16 protein-coding genes and 1 pseudogene are annotated in these 16,736 nt (G+C 55.4%); 13 read left to right on the top strand and 4 right to left on the bottom strand.

Annotation, left to right across the window (positions count from 1 at the left end; all coding sequences use genetic code 11):
- The first annotated feature begins 13 nt into the window (after nt 1-13).
- From BW950_RS13610 to BW950_RS13595, 4 genes are all read left to right on the top strand, one after another.
- On the top strand, nt 14-94 hold the full coding sequence (locus BW950_RS13610; protein ID WP_499697572.1) for a hypothetical protein: 81 nt from the start codon (nt 14-16) through the stop codon (nt 92-94).
- Nucleotides 84-503 carry a putative quorum-sensing-regulated virulence factor gene (locus BW950_RS13605; protein ID WP_200796840.1) on the top strand — a complete coding sequence of 140 codons (420 nt, stop codon included), beginning with the start codon at nt 84-86 and terminating at the stop codon, nt 501-503. The genes BW950_RS13610 and BW950_RS13605 overlap by 11 nt, the downstream gene beginning before the upstream one ends.
- 138 nt (nt 504-641) lie before the next feature.
- A complete protein-coding gene (locus tag BW950_RS13600; protein WP_076489851.1) occupies nt 642-1,856 on the top strand; it encodes a hypothetical protein in 1,215 nt (404 codons plus the stop codon).
- A 659-nt stretch (nt 1,857-2,515) separates the two neighbouring features.
- Nucleotides 2,516-3,712 (top strand): ATP-binding protein, encoded by a 1,197-nt coding sequence (locus tag BW950_RS13595; RefSeq protein ID WP_076489850.1) that lies wholly within the window; start codon nt 2,516-2,518, stop codon nt 3,710-3,712.
- Between the two features lie 186 nt (nt 3,713-3,898).
- Here the strand turns inward: BW950_RS13595 and BW950_RS13590 are convergent, their stop codons facing one another.
- From BW950_RS13590 to BW950_RS13580, 3 genes are all read right to left on the bottom strand, one after another.
- Nucleotides 3,899-4,114 (bottom strand): PIN domain-containing protein, encoded by a 216-nt coding sequence (locus BW950_RS13590; RefSeq protein ID WP_076489849.1) that lies wholly within the window; start codon nt 4,112-4,114, stop codon nt 3,899-3,901.
- Between the two features lie 133 nt (nt 4,115-4,247).
- Nucleotides 4,248-4,472 carry a DUF6290 family protein gene (locus BW950_RS13585; RefSeq protein WP_076489848.1) on the bottom strand — a complete coding sequence of 75 codons (225 nt, stop codon included), beginning with the start codon at nt 4,470-4,472 and terminating at the stop codon, nt 4,248-4,250.
- Entirely contained in the window at nt 4,463-4,732 is a 270-nt protein-coding gene (locus BW950_RS13580; protein WP_076489847.1) for a type II toxin-antitoxin system RelE family toxin, read from the bottom strand. The genes BW950_RS13585 and BW950_RS13580 overlap by 10 nt, the downstream gene beginning before the upstream one ends.
- Before the next feature lie 170 nt (nt 4,733-4,902).
- Here BW950_RS13580 and BW950_RS13575 point away from each other — a divergent pair, with 170 nt between their 5' ends.
- From BW950_RS13575 to BW950_RS13550, 6 genes and pseudogenes are all read left to right on the top strand, one after another.
- On the top strand, nt 4,903-4,995 hold the full coding sequence (locus BW950_RS13575; protein ID WP_076489846.1) for a putative quorum-sensing-regulated virulence factor: 93 nt from the start codon (nt 4,903-4,905) through the stop codon (nt 4,993-4,995).
- Nucleotides 4,996-5,111: 116 nt separating this feature from the next.
- Nucleotides 5,112-5,456: pseudogene (locus BW950_RS15575) on the top strand (PD-(D/E)XK nuclease family transposase); the annotation flags it as partial.
- Entirely contained in the window at nt 5,434-6,078 is a 645-nt protein-coding gene (locus BW950_RS13565; RefSeq protein WP_076489845.1) for an Rpn family recombination-promoting nuclease/putative transposase, read from the top strand. The pseudogene BW950_RS15575 and the gene BW950_RS13565, both read left to right, overlap by 23 nt.
- 23 nt (nt 6,079-6,101) lie before the next feature.
- Nucleotides 6,102-6,410 carry a HipA domain-containing protein gene (locus BW950_RS15570; RefSeq protein WP_094336565.1) on the top strand — a complete coding sequence of 103 codons (309 nt, stop codon included), beginning with the start codon at nt 6,102-6,104 and terminating at the stop codon, nt 6,408-6,410.
- 89 nt (nt 6,411-6,499) lie between these two features.
- Nucleotides 6,500-6,742, top strand: a complete 243-nt coding sequence (locus BW950_RS13555; RefSeq protein ID WP_076489843.1) for a type II toxin-antitoxin system Phd/YefM family antitoxin — start codon at nt 6,500-6,502, stop codon at nt 6,740-6,742.
- A complete protein-coding gene (locus tag BW950_RS13550) occupies nt 6,742-7,002 on the top strand; it encodes a Txe/YoeB family addiction module toxin (protein ID WP_200796839.1) in 261 nt (86 codons plus the stop codon). Before BW950_RS13555 ends, BW950_RS13550 begins: the two co-directional genes overlap by 1 nt.
- A gap of 90 nt (nt 7,003-7,092) precedes the next feature.
- Here BW950_RS13550 and BW950_RS13545 read toward each other — a convergent pair whose 3' ends face one another.
- Entirely contained in the window at nt 7,093-7,314 is a 222-nt protein-coding gene (locus tag BW950_RS13545) for a PIN domain-containing protein (RefSeq protein ID WP_076489841.1), read from the bottom strand.
- Between the two features lie 211 nt (nt 7,315-7,525).
- On the opposite strand from BW950_RS13545, the gene BW950_RS13540 reads away from it, so the two are divergent.
- The 3 genes from BW950_RS13540 to BW950_RS13530 form a co-directional block, all read left to right on the top strand.
- Nucleotides 7,526-7,744, top strand: coding sequence for a DUF3820 family protein (locus tag BW950_RS13540; RefSeq protein ID WP_076489840.1), 219 nt, complete (start codon nt 7,526-7,528; stop codon nt 7,742-7,744).
- A gap of 295 nt (nt 7,745-8,039) precedes the next feature.
- Nucleotides 8,040-8,225: a hypothetical protein gene (locus BW950_RS13535; RefSeq protein ID WP_076489839.1), complete on the top strand. Its 186-nt coding sequence runs from the start codon at nt 8,040-8,042 to the stop codon at nt 8,223-8,225.
- A gap of 453 nt (nt 8,226-8,678) precedes the next feature.
- Nucleotides 8,679-16,736, top strand: an 8,058-nt coding sequence (locus tag BW950_RS13530) for a beta strand repeat-containing protein (protein ID WP_143559259.1), incomplete at its 3' end; no start/stop codon positions are given.

Raw genomic sequence — 16,736 nt, 5'->3', positions numbered from 1 at the left:
GAACTTCCTTCTCATGAACGCCATGGGCCCCAACGTGGCCGGTGTGATCGGATCCGCCGTGGCCGCGGGAGTGTTGCTCGCTCTTGCCGGTTAGGATAGAACAGGCAGCCTGGCTCTTGCCAGGCACAATCGGGGGCCCCATGATTCCCGGGCTTGAGGTTGATCCGGACTCGCTGGTTCGGCTTGCCAACGCCCGGATGCCCTTCGGACGGTATCAGGGGGAGCTCCTTCTGGACGTGCCCCTGGAGTACGTCCTGTGGTTTGCCAACCGCCTCCCCGAGCGGATGAGCTCCGAGGGGGGAGATCCCTCGCCGGGGACGGCCCGCTGGCTGGCTGTGCAATTTGCAGCGATTCACAGCTTTCGCTTTAACGGTCTCGAGGGGCTTCTGCGGCCCCTGGTTGAAGAGGGCCAGGAAGGCGATTCGGCAGAGGGTTATCCCGAAGGATCGTTTCCGGGGGAAGAGGACGATGAAATCGACTGGATCATGAGAATCTTTGAATGATCCCGGAGTGAGGGCAGAGCGGCCCCGGTGGCAGGGCGATCAAGGCAGGGCGATCAAGGTACGGCGAGCGTGTCCTTTCTGCACACCGGTATTAACCGGGACAAATCCCGCGCAGCGGTGTAGAATGCTCATGTGTCCATGAAACAACCTCGCAACAAATGGAAATTTCGTCAGCGGTTTCGTGCTAACGCCTACGGGTGGAGCGCGTCAACGCTGGCAACGCAACGTCTCAAGGAAGCACTTTCGGAGATAAAGGCGGTCAAACGGAAAGATCCGGTCGCCGCCGCAGAGGGTGCAATTATCCTGATGGAACGGATCTGGCCCGCCTTCGCCCACATCGATACCTCCTCGGGGGCCCTCGGAAATGCAGCGGCAAAGGCTGTACAGGAACTCACGGGGATCATCGTCGCGGCACCGGTCGATGAAGATGAGCGTGAACAGTGGCTCCAGCGCCTCCAGCAGGCGATAGCTAATGACGGCGTGGATTACCTTGGGGAAGTGCGGGATCGATGGGGCGAACTGTGCGGTTCGGCGGAGCGCGCTAGCCGGGAGGCCGATTCCCTGCTTCCCGCCGTGCGTAATGTCTGGAGTCAATCTCAGGGCGGGTATTTCAGCGGGACACCATCGTGCCTCTCCTGCCTGCTTGTCTCCGGGCGGTATCAGGAGCTTCTTGATCTGATTGACGAGGCACCGTTCGTGTGGTGGCACTACCGGCAGTTCGGGGTGCGCGCTCTGGAGGCTATGGAAAAGATCGACGAGGCAATCGAGTATGCGGAGCAATCCCGCAGTCTGAATGACCCCTCGGTGGTGATAGCCCGCACCTGCGAAGGTATCCTCCTGCGTGCGGGCCGGGCGGATGAGGCATACCTTCGATACGCCCACGATGCGCACCAGGCAGGAACCTATCTCGCTACCTGTCGTTCCATCATACGCACCTATCCGAACAAGGAACCTCGGGAGATTCTTCAGGATTGCATCGATAGAACACCCTTCGAACCGGGTAAATGGTTTGCTGCGGCCAAGACCCTGGGTTTTCTGGATATTGCCGCCGGGGTAGCCTCTCGTTCACCGGTCAACATCACAACGCTGCTCCGGGCGGCCCGGGACTTCAGCGAACCGAATCCGTCCTTCTCCCGAGCATCGGCAATGGCAGCGCTCCACTGGATGAGCCAGGGGCAGTACTACGAGATAACCGACCGCGATATTCGACAGGCCCGGGATCTTGCACTGAGCGCGGCCCGGGCGGAGGGTTCTCAAAGCACCCTGGAAGAGACATCGCAGTTCATTACCCAGCTGGCCGAGTCCGACGGTACCGACGAATTTGTACGCAGGATCCTGCAGATGCAACGATGACCGACAACCACGGCCCGGCTCACTCATCCTCCTGTACATCGGCAACCAAGTCCCTGGCTACAGCAGACAATGAACTCCCGCGCCTTGATGGGAGTTCCTCAACGACCTGAAACAGCGAATCATCGAGCACCATGTTAATTCTGCGATTTTTAGTCGCCATGACTTCCTCTGCGCAGAAGTAGTGTGCCACCAGTGGTACACCCATGCAATGCTTACGGAACAGATAGCACTGAAATTCTACGGTGGCTACTCACCCCACTCGGATACACCACGCGGCCTTTTCTAAGATACATGCTTTGCTACTGCCTGTGCGTCTTTCCGGGGCGTGCCCCGGGAGCGTCCTTCCGGGCCGCCCCCGGGTCGGTCCCTGCGGGGGTTCCGTCAGCCCTGACGGTACCCGTCACGGCTGACCGCCTGCGGCGCCCCTCCGGCACCTCACGCGGGAGAACGGATGATTGCATGCGGCAGGTCGTTACGCCCCGCTGGTGACGCTTCCGATCTATTCTTTGTAGCATTTCAAGGATATCAGAGGAGCACAGGAGCATGGCCGCCCGATGGAAAAGTACTTCCGCAAATATGTCAGATATAATTGACGAAAAGCTATTCGAATCATAATATGTCAGATATAACTGACAAAATACCTCAGAGAGAGGTGGGAAATGGTAGAGCGGAAAACGTACCTGGACTGGATGAAAACGCACAAAAATACACCGGTTATAAAGGTGCTCACTGGTATGCGGCGCGTAGGCAAAAGTACGCTCTTGCAGCAGTTCGCCGAAATGCTCCTGACCCAAGGCACCCCCGAGGAAGACATTCTCTTTATTGATATGGAATCCCTCAAGTTCCAGCATATTGCAAACGGGCAGGCCTTAGCTCAGTGGGTGCATGACCGATGCGCCGCTGCTCCCGGGCACAAAATTATCCTCATTGACGAAGTGCAGGAGATTGAGTCCTGGGAAAAAACCTTGAACGCCTTTCTGAAAAGCGGAGGCTACGACCTCTATATTACCGGCTCCAACGCACACCTGCTCTCATCCGATCTGGCAACATACCTGGCTGGTCGCTATGTTCAGATTCACATATACGCCTTCTCGTACGCGGAATACCTTGCCGTTCACGGCAGAGACGGACATTCCATGGAAAGTTTTCAGTCCTACATAAAGTTCGGCGGCTTTCCCGGTATCTACCATCTGCCGGAAAATGATGATATCCGTTTTCAGGCCCTGGATGACCTGTACAGCAGCATTATTCTCCGCGACATTGTTGAACGCTACGCTCTACGTAATGTTGCGTTGCTTGAGCGCATTATTCTTTTCTTCTTTGACAACATGGGACAACCCGTGTCGGCACGCTCAATTACATCGTACCTGAAGTCGCAGAATATGAAGGTATCTGTAGAATCGGTACTCAACTACATAGCGTATCTGGAATCCTGCTTTGCCCTGTACTGTGTGCAGCGCTACGACCTGAAAGGCAAACGCTACCTGGAGATCAACGAAAAGCACTACCTTGGTGACATTGGCCTGCGGCACGCGATCCTCGGGTACCGGCAGGGCGATATCGGGCAGATCCTGGAAAACCTTGTCTGCATTGAGCTGAAAAGACGGGGCTATGCCGTTGCCACCGGGCTTATAGACAACTACGAAATAGACTTTATTGCCACCCGGCAGAACGAAACCCTGTATATACAGGTATCCTATCTGCTCTCCAGCCCGGACACACGGGAGCGGGAACTCCGGCCACTGAAAAAAATCCGCGACGCCTTTCCCAAGCTTCTCCTGACAATGGATGAACTGCGCCAGGACGAGGATGGTATTCGTCATATCTACCTGCCGGACTTTCTGCTGCGACCTTGAGGCCCCATTGGCCAACCGGTAACTCGCACTCCGTCCCCCACCGGGATTGCGGACATGCTGAGATGTATGCCGTTCCGAAGTGCTACCGGAACGGGTTTTCCACGGTAAGGGTTTCGAGAGATTTCCCGTCCTGCAGGTCTTCCGAGAGCAGTCGGGTACAACCACCCTCAAGGGCACTGGCAACGATCAGGGAGTCGTAAAAGCCGAATCGGTATCCGACAGGGGGTTCTCCATTTTATTGGTGGTTACGTTCAGCACCTCCTGCACAACCTGGATGCTGATAACCCCCGTTCCGTCTGCAATACTGCGCTCAACCATCTCACGGGCAATACCGCGGCGCCTGGGGTCGGTCTGATCAAAAAGATAGATCAGCACATTGGAATCGATAAAATCAACGGGCATTCATCTCGTCCCGGGAAAAACGGCGCCCACCGGTCGACGCATACTGCGACACATGGTCAAGAAATGCCATCGCCCGGGCCGCCTGCTCGTCCCTCCCAACGTAGTCGTCCAACCACGCCCGAACCGGTGAATCTCAGGAACCGCCTGGGTCAAGAAGGTCATGTATGGGGGCAAAACCGGTGTCTCCCGCATCCTCCCGCACCTCAAACGCCTCTATAACCGCCGCATCCTGGACATCCTCGTAGAGCTCCCACAGGGCCTTCTTGATGACCCCGGACGTGTCCATATGAAGCGCACCGGTGAGGAGCGCAAGCGCCTTTTCCTCATCCGCATTAAACCGGACCGATTTTACTCCCATAATCTGTATACCTCTTCCCGCTTTCCCAGGTGCACCACGGCAACACCCTGATCGTCGAAAAAGAAAATTGCCCGGTACTTTCCTTTTCTCAATCGATAGTACGTCCGTCTGAATGATCCCCGCATCTCCTTCACGTCGAAGAGTTGCAGATCCCGAGTCTGGTCCAGAACCGTGAGCGCAGTATGGATCGTCTTTATCACCCGGGGCGGTATCGTCCGCGTCTTGATATCCTTGCGGACAGCGTTCTCGTACCGGACCATGTTTACAATGTAATACAGATTGGGTGGCAGATCAACAGGATAGCGAATCGAGAACTATATCCAAAGGGTCGCTATGTGTGGGATATACGGCGTGTCGAGACCAGCGCTAATGGTAACGGTGCGGACCCGCTTTCCCCGGCGAGGGCCATTCCGCTACACGCGCAGAAGCAATGGATCACGAACACGAAATGCTTATCAAACTGGCAAACACGCGCATGCCCTTTGGCAAATACGCCGGGCGCCTTCTGGTGGATCTGCCGTAACGGTACCCGTCACGGCAGACTGCCTGCGGCGCCCCTCCCGCGAGAACAGAGTCGAAAAAACGAGAAGTTTTCCTGCCGACGCAAGCGCCGATGTTCTCCGGCGCCTCATACAGGGTATGAGCACAACAGAAAACATCAACCGGACTACCGGCCGGGCAGCGGACGGCGCGCCCCAATCACATCCGACCGTTCCCCTCACCTCGGACTTCGTCTTCAAGTACGTCTTTGGAGGCAGACAGAGCACCAGGCTTCTGCGAAGCCTGCTCTCGGCGGTGCAGGAGGATGCCGGCTACCCGGCGGTTGCCACGGTGCAGATCATCAACCCCTTCAATCAGAAGGATTTCGCCGACGACAAGCTCTCCGTGGTGGACGTAAAAGCCACGGACGTCACGGGAGCCACCTACACGATGGAAGCGCAGGCAACATACCACGCAGCCTTTGCTTCCCGGGCGCTCTACTATTGGGTTCAGGCACGTACCGGACCGGAGGGAGGAACGTGCCGACACACGGAGCTACGGCAATCAGCTTTCAGAGTCGGAGATCTACAGTCGCCTCCAGCCGGTGGTGGGTATCAACGTGCTGGACTTTCGGCTCTTTCCGGAGAGCGCCTCGGCACCCCTTCATACCGCGTTCACCGCGTGCTGTCCGGAAGCGCCCCGGCTCGATCCACTCACGGACTTCCTCATCCACTTCATCGAGCTACCCCGGTTCGAACACCACGGCCGGATGCCCTCGCCGGCGTTCGGCAAGTGGATGTACTATGTAAAGCACCGGGGCAAGGAAGCTGCCATGGAAGACCCAATCATGAAGGCGATCCTGGAGGATACAACCGAGATCGGTGAAGCTGAGAAGCGATATCAAGAGTTCGTTGCCGACGCGGAGCTGCGGGACCGGCTTGAAGCGCGGGACAAAGCGCGTCGGACCCATCTTCAGCTGCTGCACGATGCGGAGGAGAAGGGTAAAGCGGAAGGCCGGGAAGAAAAGCGCCGTGAGACCGCGCGCAAGCTTAAAGCCCGAAACATGTCGATAGCGGAAATAGCGCAGATCACCGATCTCGCCGAAGAAGAAGTCCGGGAGTTGTGAACGACGACCACGCGTTTCTCATAATGTTCACCGCACCTGACGCACACGCCAGGAGCTTCAGCATCTTTCTGGAACCCGGGGGTAGTTTTCGACTCACGTCATTGTATGATGTTCTCTCGGGCCGGCCGGTAATCGGCAACGGATCCAATCGTATTTCGATCCAGCGCCTGCGCATGGCCATGGCCGTTACCGGCAAGACCGCCCGCCACTGGATCGCGACAGCTCGGAGGGAGTATTCGACCTCACGTACCGCTGCAGCGAAAAGAGCCACAGGATGTCCATTCCGGGCGATGACGATCTCATCTTCCCGATGTAGATGGGATGGCCCGTGACGCGTACGATAATGAGTGCCGAGCTATTTCCCACAACATGTGTATTGACAAAGCGTACGCTAAAGCGTACCGTTGCTGTGGAGGAACCCATGACGATACTCAATGCAAGCGACGCCCGCGCCAATCTCTATCGCCTGATCGATCAAACCAATGAGTCCCATGAACCGGTACTCATCTCCGGAAAGCGAAGCAGAGCTGTTCTTCTCTCCGAGGAGGACTGGAAATCGATTCAGGAGACGTTGCACTTGATCTCGATACCCGGGATGAGAGAATCAATTGTCAACGGGATGAAAGAACCGCTATCTGAAAGCTCCCGGGAGCTGGACTGGTAGTGTGGGAACTGGTCTATTCCAAAAATGCAAAAAAGGACGCACGCAAACTCGCCGAGGCCGGGTTGAAGGACAAGGCACAGTCCCTGCTCGCCATTCTGGAAGCCGATCCGTTTCAAAACCCTCCTTCCTTTGAGAAGCTGATCGGTGATCTCTCCGGGGCGTATTCACGCCGCATCACCATACAGCATCGACTGGTATATGAAGTCTTCCGGGAAGAAAAAATCGTAAGAGTCCTGCGGATGTGGACGCATTACGAGTAGGCGTTCCGGTACGCTTTTTCACGAACAAGCACGCTCCGCCCCGGGAACGCCTCCGACGGGAACTCTGGCCGTTCCGGCCGCACCGGAGCCCTACCGGAACGGGTTTTCCACGGTAAGGGTGTCGATCGATTGCCCGTCCTGCAGGTCTTCCGAGAGCAATCGGGTACATCCATCCTCAAGAGCACTGGCAACGATCAGGGAGTCGTAAAAGCCGAATCGGTAGCGTACCTTGACCTGAACCGCACGACGATACAAGTCGCCCGACGGATACACCCGCCACAACGGCGAGAGGATCGTGTCAAAGAACGCCACCGCATCGGTACCCGACAGGGGGGCGGTCGACCGAAACGGTGAATCTCAGGAACCGCCTGGGTCCAGAAGATCATGTATGGGAGCGAAACCGGTGTCTCCTGCATCCTCCCGCACCTCATTCGCATTAAACCGGACCGACTTTACTCCCATAATCTGTATACCTCTTCCCGCTTTCCCCGGCACGGGCCATTCCGCTACACTCACAAGAGCTATGGATCACGAACACGAAATGCTTATCAAACTGGCAAACACGCGCATGCCCTTTGGCAAATACGCCGGGCGCCTTCTGGTGGACCTGCCGGAACCCTACGTGGTGTGGTTCAGGGGGCAGGGATACCCTCCGGGGGAGCTGGGAGTGATGCTCGCCTCGATCTACGAGATCAAGGCCAACGGGCTGGAGGGGTTGTTGCGGCCGCTGGTGGGGAGGTGAACATCGGCGTCCGGTAACCACCAGGTCCCCCGCTACAGTGGACAGCGAGTCACTGAGCGCCATATTAATCCCACGATCCCCGAGCCGCATATGATCCTCACCAACTGGAGAACGTGCGCTACGTATGTGACACGGATGAGCAGGGATACCTGGGGAGCCGGATTCAGGCGTGCCCCGGGAGCGTCCTTCCGGGCCGCCCCCGGGTCGGTCCCTGCGGGGGTTCCGTCAGCCCTGACGGTACCCGTCACGGCTGACCGCCTGCGGCGCCCCTCCGGCACCTCACGCGGGAGAACGAATGATTGCATGTGGCAACACTCTCGCAAGCGCCGATGTTCTCCAGCGCCTCATACAGGGTATGAGCACAACAGAAAACATCAACCGGACCACCGGCCGGGTAGAGGACGGCATTCCCGATCTCACGCCCGACAAGCCGAACACGCCGCGTTCGGCCGTCCCGCTCTCAAGCCACTGGGGCGATTGACCGCGCCGGCTCAAACTCACCGGCGGAGGCCAGCCGATAGATCGTACTCCGACAACTGGAAACGGCAACCCCGTCCAGGCGGCGATGCGTAGTTGCTCAGGCTTTATTGTATTATCATCCCGCTGCTCCCCCTGTGTCAGGATTACCTGCTTTGTTGTAGAAGAACCCCCTCGATTCTGGGGAGTTGATTCGTGTGGTAAATCGGTCGATATACTGAATGGGAGTAGGAGACCTCTGCGTTTTGCGATATTGTTATAGACAACTAGCAGGTCTGCCTGGTGCCGCTTTTTCGTCCACCCCGGCAGAGTATGTAAGAAGACCACGTAATCAGAGGTGCAGGTGAGACGCAACCCACACCGGCGAACACCATTTGTTGGTTTCTCGCACACCCAATTTCCTCCCGTGGTGCGGTCTCTTTCTTTACGTGTACTGGCGATGGTTCCCCTTCGGATCATGGTCCTGGTTGGCCTCCTCTTCCTTGTTACAGGCGTTGCCTGGGGGCAGACCACGTATACTTCTTCTGGTGATGGGGTGTGGAGTGCTGCAACCACCTGGAGTCCCGAGGGCATTCCGGGTTCGGACGATACGGTTATTGTCCAGAACGGGCACACCGTTACTTTGACAGCGGACGCTGAAGCCACAAGCCTGTTTCTGGAGGGAACAGGCACGCTATCTACCGGCATTCATGGCCTGACAGTTTCCGGCCTTGTTAACGGTGATGCTGGTTCGCAGATAACCTCAACAGATGGAGCCATTGATCTAAACCAAATTGCCGCCATGGGAACTTTGGATGTTTCCGGTGGTACATTGGAAATCAAGGAAGATTCATCGATTACGAACCTTACCTTGGCTGGGGTTGGGCTTTCACCGGCAAAAAATGTATCGGTTGGTGCTCTTACAGTAAGTGGTGATCTGACCATTACTGTGGGGGCGGGGAATGAGCTGCGGGTGGATACCCTGACAAACACCGGAAGCCTCGATGTTTCGCTGGATAACTCCCTCTTCGAGGTAGGCAAACCTTCGGATACAGCAAATCTTGGCACCCTTACCATGGAAAATGGCAGTACCCTGGATTTGACCCAGGGGGATTTTACTGCTGCTTCTTTAACGAGTGATGCTGCATCTTCTGTTCAATTAAACGACAGTAATTTGACCATTACTAATTTCACTTCAACCAACACCCCGGTTATTTCCAGCGGTGGTTCTCTCTCTGTAGGTGCCATGGCTGGGGGAAACGGAACATTCATTATAGAGGGGGAGTTTAACGCCTTTTCTGCGCCAGTGGGCGCAACGGTCAGACTTGGTGCTCAGGTGGAGTTTGCTGGAGATGTTGCTCTGAATATGACTGCTGATGGTGGTTTTCAGGCTAATGGTTTTCCCGTGATCTTCAGTGGAACTACTATCCTTACCCTTGGTGCCAATTTTACCTTTGAAACGATTCGAATAGGTACTGGTGGAAGTTTAACCCTGGCTGGTGGGGCAACTACAGTATTTGTCCGGAGGGATTGGGAGAACCGGGGGATTTTTGATGCTGGTGGAAAAATAGTAGAGTTTGTTGCGGGCTCGGGGCCGTCGCAAATATTGGGAAATACAACCTTTTTTGGACTCCGGTCTACTGCTAATGACAAAGTTCTGATTTTTGAAGCAGAAAGCACACAAACCGTCTCGAATACACTAAACCTTAGCCCAGATACAATTACGAGGTATATCTCACTTCAAAGTTCAGTACCCGGTGTTCAGTGGACAATTAACAGTAGTGTCGCAGGTACTAACAACTATTTGTTTGTGAGTGATGCAAACTCTAGTAATGCACAAATCAATGTGGGCGCGGTAAGCTTCAACTTGGGGAATGTAACGGGTCAATGGTCAAATTTTTCTGATGCGATAAATCGCACATGGACCGGCGGTAACAACGAGAATTGGAATGACGATACGAATTGGGACGGAGGGGGATCCCCAGATGCTGATAACCTCAGGGTTCTTATTCCATCTGGATTATCGGTGTATCCAGTTCTGGATGCAAACAGACAAGTCCGGCAATTGTTTCTTGGCGGAATTGCAACACTCAACCTTAACGACCACACACTAACCCAACAGGATGGGCTCCGCAACAACGGCACGATAATATTTGAAGGAACAAACTCCGCATCAACACAAGTCGCTGCGAATAGTGGTACGGTACGTTACCAGGGTGACTTTGATTACACTGCTGGTGTCGGTTGGACTGGTGCTCAGTACTTCAATCTAACAGTTGCAGTAGAGTCAACTCGAACACTGACTGCAGTCGATGGCATGAACATAAACGGATCGCTCTCGGTTTTGAGTGGTGCCTTGGGGCTCGGAGGACATACAGTTACTGTTGGGGGCAATATTTCGTCATCGGTTGCTGAACCTTTTTCGGGAACCGGTACCATCCGGATTGCCAACAACGCGGTCAGCAACACCTCCGGTGCTCTCAACTTCCATAATCTCACCATCGATACCGGAGCTGTTCTCAACCTCGGTGGCGATATTTCAATTAGCGGGAATTTCGTAAACAACGGTATCCTGAACACCAATGGGTACAAGGTTACCTTCAATGGTACTATCGGTACCCCTGAGCTGTCTGGCAACGTCACCACCTTCGATTCCATAGAAATAGCAGACGCATCCAGCCTGACTGTAAATCAAACTATTCGCCTGCGGGGAAACTGGACCAATAACGGGACATTCACTCCTGAAACAAACACCGTGGAGTTTTTGGCAGGTTCGGGCCCTTCGACAATACGCGGGGAGACCAGCTTTCATACGCTCAGGAGCGTTGCTCCCGGAAAGGATCTGGTTTTTGAGAGTGGCCGGACTCAAACCATTGAGAACCTCGTCTTGAAAGGCTCCTCCGACAACCTGATCAGTCTGACGGCGACCGGATTCGATCCTTTCGTCATCGCCCATGGCTCCGTTGCCGGTACCGACGTGGACTATGTTTCTGTCTCGAACAGTGACGTAACCGGCACCTACATAGATGCGAAGTTCAACTCGGTTAATGGGGGGAACGTCACAATCGGGAGCGACGACCCCGTAACTCCCGGCTGGATCTTCCGGCGAGACGTGTACCAGTGGACGGGATCGGTAGACACATCCTGGACTACTCCCGGGAACTGGACGCGAGCAAGTGGTGATCCTGTTACCCAGGCCCCGGGCATCATTGACTGGGTGCTGATTCCCGGCGGACGTACACGATACCCGGAGATAATCGCACCAGTATCGGTGGCAAATCTGAATGTCGCTTCCGGCGGCGAGTTGACGGTGGCAGGCGATGGCAACGTTCAGACAGGATTTTTGAACAACGAGGGGCGCATCGTTCTTGATGGAACAGGAACGATCAACCGCACCGACACCGATTCGGGAATCTTCGTCTTTCGAAATAGAGACGTGATCAATTTTGGATCGGTGGATTACTTCAATCTGGAGATCGCCGAAGGCACGGCCCAGCTACCGAGTGAAATTCGTGTAGTAAATGACTTTGTGCTTTCAGGGGGAACCCTGGAATCCAACGGCAATAGTCTCTTTATTGGCAGATCCTGGAATCAGACCGGCGGGACTTTTACCGCCGGCACAGCTGCTGGTGATTTGGTTGCTTTTACTGGAAACGGCTCTATATCAGGGCAGCCGACATTTCAGAATTTGACCATTGCCAACGGATCCGGGATTACCTTGAGTTCAGACATTACGATAAATGGAAATATTCTGCTCAATGGGACCCTTAACGGTAGTTCCCGGCGTATTCGGGTAGGGGGAAACTGGACAAGAGGCCTGGGCAGTTTTAACGCCCAGACCAGCCTGGTTGAGTTCATTGCCGGGACGGGCCCCTCACAGATTCTGGGAAACAATACGTTCAATATTTTGGCATCCTCCGCTGCTGGTAAGACGTTGCAATTTGAAACTGGCCGCACCCAGACGTTTAATGATTTGGATGTTGTTGGTGTTGATGGAAATCGGATTATTTTGCGAGGAACAGCAGATGCAAACTGGACCTTCCTCAACTTGAAAGGCAGTCCGGCGGTGGTGTCCTTTGTTAACGTGGAATATGGGCAGGTGGATGATGCTGGATCAAGTATTCAGGCTTTGGATAGCAGTCTTGATGTAAACACCGATACTGGGCCTGATGGTTCTTTCTGGGATGATCAAACTCCAGTGACGAGGACTTGGTCAGGATCGGGTGATGTCTCGAATTGGCAGGATCCTGACAACTGGGATCCTTCGGCAGCTCCAGCGGAAAATGATTCCTTCATTATTCCTGAGGTTGCCAATTATCCGGCACTGACAGCCGACATAACCGTCTTCGATCTGACCATTCACGAAAATGCAGAGCTTACAACATCAGCAGATATTACCATCAATGGTTCCTTGAGCAACTCAGGAACCATCATCCGCACCGGTGGCAACGGCCAGAACATCTCGAAAACCGACCCCACCTCTGGAACCGTGCGTTATGCCCCTGATCCAGCAGAGACATACACCATTCAGACCTATCCCGGTGTGGACTATTTCAATCTGGAAATCGTGGCGGGAACAGCCCAACTGGCCGGTGATCTGGACGTTGCCGGTGATTTTACGCTATCCGGGGGCAGTTTTGTCCAAACCTCGGGAATAACGAGCTTCGTTGGGGCCGAACCGTCTGTTGTTGCCGGAACCCCGGAGTTTTACGATCTCAGCATAGATAAATCGGCAAACGGGGTCACCATTCAAGACGGTTTGACCATTGGTAACGATCTGATCATAAACTCGGGTGGCCTTACGCTAGATGCTAATCTTGTCGTTACCGATTCCATCAATCTCCTGGGCGGTTCACTGGCCGTTGGGGAAAACACCATAACCCTTGCGGGTAACTGGAACCGATCCGGGGGAACCTTTTCTCCCGGCACCGGAACGGTCGCGTTTGCAGACGCTGACAAAACCTCGGTAATCAGCGGATCAAACGCCTTCAACAATCTGGGTATTGAAGTGTCGGCAAAGTCCATAAGATTCGCTGCCGGAACTACCCAGACCGTTTCCGAACTCACTGTAACCGGAACCTCGGCAGATCGAGTAATGCTTCGAAGCACAGTGTCCGGTAGCTCCTGGAACCTGGACGTCCCTGATACCGCGACTTTGTCGAACGTGTTTCTAAGTGATGCCCACTTAACCGGTGCAGACATTACATTTAACGGTGCAATCGAGATCGCCGGCCTGACGATAGATGGAGACTTCCTGTTTGATGATTCGGATGCGGACCTTCTCGTGAGCGGTTTCCTGTCTGCTACAGGCCAGGTGAACGTCACATCCAGTGCTTTTGAGAATACAGCGGCGGGTACTATTCAGGCTGGGAACGACGAGCCTATTACCCTGACCACCAATAGCATCACCATTGGTGCGTCTATTTCCGGCACCGACAGTGTTTTAACTTTGCAGCCGGTTACCACGACACGTTCCATCGGAATCGCTGGAGGGGCTGGTGATTTCTCCCTGACTCAAGCTGAGATTGATCGCTTGCAGGATGGGTTTGCCTCCATAACCATTGGCCGCGATAATGGTGAGCACAATATCACTATAAATCCAGCAACCTTCATCGATCCTGTCGTTTTTCGGACTCCTGATGGAGGCTCCATAACCGTCGCTGGACAAATTACCGGTGCCGACAACGCATCGCTCACATTCAACGGATCGGGCGTCACGACAACCCTGAATGCCGACGTAGTCACCGCAGGAAATCCTGTCACGTTTGATGATGCGGTCATTCTTGGTGCAAACGTCACGATCGATACGACTGATGGAAGTAACGAGCCGGATGGCGCGGACATCACCTTCAACGTGACGATCGATGCGGACGCTGTCGCCAATAACCGCACACTGGCGCTGATAGCGGGAACGGGCAACGTGACGTTAAGCGGCGCGGTGGGAGGAACACAACCTCTGGGTGTTTTGACAGTAAGCAGTGCCGCTGTTGCCGAGTTTGGTGCGAATGTGACCACTGCAGGAGAACAAAGTGTAACCGCAGGCACCATCCGGATAACGGAGGCCCACCAGACCACCGACAATGCAATCAGCCTCACAGGGGACCTTGTTTTGTTGGGCAATACGGAGCTGAACACCGGTACCGGCGCGGGTGATATCACCGTTACCGGAACCATCAATGCCAATGATGCTAGTGTTCAGACCTTGGGTTTGACGGCGGGAGACGGCAGCATTGATTTGCAAGATGCTGTTGGAGTCACGGCGCTGGGCAGCCTGACGGTGGTGAGTGCTGCGGAGGCCCGTTTTAGGGGAGATGTAACGACTTCTGGCGTGCAGGAAGTGACAGCCGACACCATCCGCACCAACGGGACGCATACGACCGCTGAGGCCAACGTGACATTGACCGGGGCCGTGGATCTGCAGGAGGACACGGTCATTCATACCGGAGCTGGAGGCGGGAATGTTTCCCTTACCAGTACCGTGGATGCGGCAGTAGGCGATGAGCAGGGACTGACGGTGACTTCCGGCAGCGGAACGATCACGATCACCGGCGCTATTGGGGAGACCCGACGACTGAAGCATTTGCGGCTGGAGACCACCGGAGGCGGCTTTGCTGCTCCGGCGCTGTCTGTGTCCGAGGATTTGCGGTTGTTCTTTGGCGGGGAGGTGACGCAGAGTGGCCGTCTCTTGGGTACGACGCTGCACGTGAGAACGCGGTTGGATGGTGGCGCTTCCATTACCTTGGACAACGAGAACAACAATTTTACCACGGTGGTATTGGAAACCCGGAATGCAGCGAATAGCGCCGATGCTGACGGAGCGATCAGCTACCGTGACATCGGAGGCTTTGATCTTGGTGATCTCGGTGATGATGGTGCGGGAATCCGCACGACCGCCGATACCCGGCTACAGGCAGGTAATGGGGTAACCCAGACTGGGCCGGTGATCAGTGGTGGTTTGGAGCTGGTGGGAACCGGGCCGTATACCCTGACGAACACAGCCAACACTGTGACAACCCTGGCGGCTAATCTGACCGCAGATGAAGCGGCCCTGAGCTACACCGATACTGATGGATTTGCCGTAGGAACGGTAACCACGGTAGGAATTACGACCAACAATGGAACGGTAACGCTTGCCAGCGAGGCGGGGAATCTACAGATAGAACAATCAATCGCTGCTGGGAACGCGATTGTCGATATAACTGCGGGCGAGGGAGTGAGTCAAGGGGTAACCGGTCACGTCAGTACGACTGGCACTGGGACAATTTCCGTGACGGCAGGCGGTGGGTCGATAACGATGGACGCTGCTGCCAGAGCGACAACGGTGGACGGCACGATCACCTATTCTGCAACCTCTAACGTAGCGCTCGGGCTGTTGGAGAGCACGAACGGTGGCAACATCACCGTAACGGCGGATTCCAATAATGATGATACCGGAGCGATTACCGACGCGCGGGACAATAACGATGTGAACCTGGTGACAACTGGGACGGTGACTCTGAGTGCGCGGACTGGTATAGGAGCTGCTACAGCTGACGACGCGCTTGACACCACCATTGGGATACTGGCAGCGACGAACAGGACCAGTGGTGGGATCTACATCCGTGAGACCGGCGCGTTGACTGTTGGTGGAGCGGGAGTCCGCACACTGAACGGGAACGGCCCGGTAGTTGTGGATCTAATTGACGGAACGCTGACGGTGAATGCGGTTGTGACAGCCCACGGCAGCGGGAACATACTGCTGCAGGCCCAGGGGACTGACCCGGACCGTGACATCACCGTGAATGCGGATGTGAGGAGCACGAGCGGGAACATCAGTGTAATTGCAGCCGGGAGTATTAGCACCGACGCCGAGGTTGATATACAGACTGGTAACGGCGGTACGATAGACGTTGAGGCGAGCGCTGGCAGTGTGACGATGAGCGACGACAGCCGCCTGACAAGCGCGACTGGAGATATCCGGGTCCTTGCAGGCGACTCGATTGCAGTAGCGGGTATCGCCACCGACGGGACAGCTGGCTCGGTATCGCTGACGGCAACTGCTGGCTCGATTACTGATGCCGGTGATGCAGATGTGGATGTGGTAGCCAATCAGCTGCGGATGGTGGCAGGAGTTGGCATTGGTGCCGGTAACGCCCTTGAGACGACGGTGAACACGGTGAGTGCGCGCTCGACCTCCGGGGGCATCTTCCTGCTTGAAACAGACGATCTGATCGTGGGTGACACTGGGGTAACGGTGCAGCGGGTGGGTGCCAACGCGGGCGTGACGCCGACAACCGACGCCACACAGAGTGATGTACGTACCACGGCGGACAACGGAGCGATTGTGCTGCGCACAACCAATGGGTCGATCACGCTGAACGAGGGAACAGCGCCAGCAGGCAACACCGCAGTGGTAGCCCACGGCTCAGGCAACATTCTACTTCAGGCGCAGGGAGCAGACTGTGACATCGCGGTGAATGCAGATGTGGAGAGCACGAGCGGGAACATCAGTGTAATTGCTGCACGGAGTATTAGCACGGCGGCGACAGTGGACATT

The sequence above is a fragment of the Alkalispirochaeta americana genome (assembly GCF_900156105.1).
Classification (GTDB): Bacteria; Spirochaetota; Spirochaetia; order DSM-27196; family Alkalispirochaetaceae; genus Alkalispirochaeta; species Alkalispirochaeta americana.
This window is presented reverse-complemented; position numbering and strand designations above follow the sequence as displayed.

Bases quoted from the DNA above. Each gene is read 5' to 3' on its own strand.
- BW950_RS13610 (WP_499697572.1), top strand. From the start codon at position 14: ATGAACGCCATGGGCCCCAACGTGGCCGGTGTGATCGGATCCGCCGTG.
- BW950_RS13600 (WP_076489851.1), top strand. From the start codon at position 642: ATGAAACAACCTCGCAACAAATGGAAATTTCGTCAGCGGTTTCGTGCT.
- BW950_RS13595 (WP_076489850.1), top strand. From the start codon at position 2,516: ATGGTAGAGCGGAAAACGTACCTGGACTGGATGAAAACGCACAAAAAT.
- BW950_RS13590 (WP_076489849.1), bottom strand. From the start codon at position 4,114: ATGCCCGTTGATTTTATCGATTCCAATGTGCTGATCTATCTTTTTGAT.
- BW950_RS13585 (WP_076489848.1), bottom strand. From the start codon at position 4,472: ATGGGAGTAAAATCGGTCCGGTTTAATGCGGATGAGGAAAAGGCGCTT.
- BW950_RS13580 (WP_076489847.1), bottom strand. From the start codon at position 4,732: ATGGTCCGGTACGAGAACGCTGTCCGCAAGGATATCAAGACGCGGACG.
- BW950_RS13575 (WP_076489846.1), top strand. From the start codon at position 4,903: ATGGATCACGAACACGAAATGCTTATCAAACTGGCAAACACGCGCATG.
- BW950_RS15570 (WP_094336565.1), top strand. From the start codon at position 6,102: ATGTTCACCGCACCTGACGCACACGCCAGGAGCTTCAGCATCTTTCTG.
- BW950_RS13555 (WP_076489843.1), top strand. From the start codon at position 6,500: ATGACGATACTCAATGCAAGCGACGCCCGCGCCAATCTCTATCGCCTG.
- BW950_RS13540 (WP_076489840.1), top strand. From the start codon at position 7,526: ATGGATCACGAACACGAAATGCTTATCAAACTGGCAAACACGCGCATG.
- BW950_RS13535 (WP_076489839.1), top strand. From the start codon at position 8,040: ATGATTGCATGTGGCAACACTCTCGCAAGCGCCGATGTTCTCCAGCGC.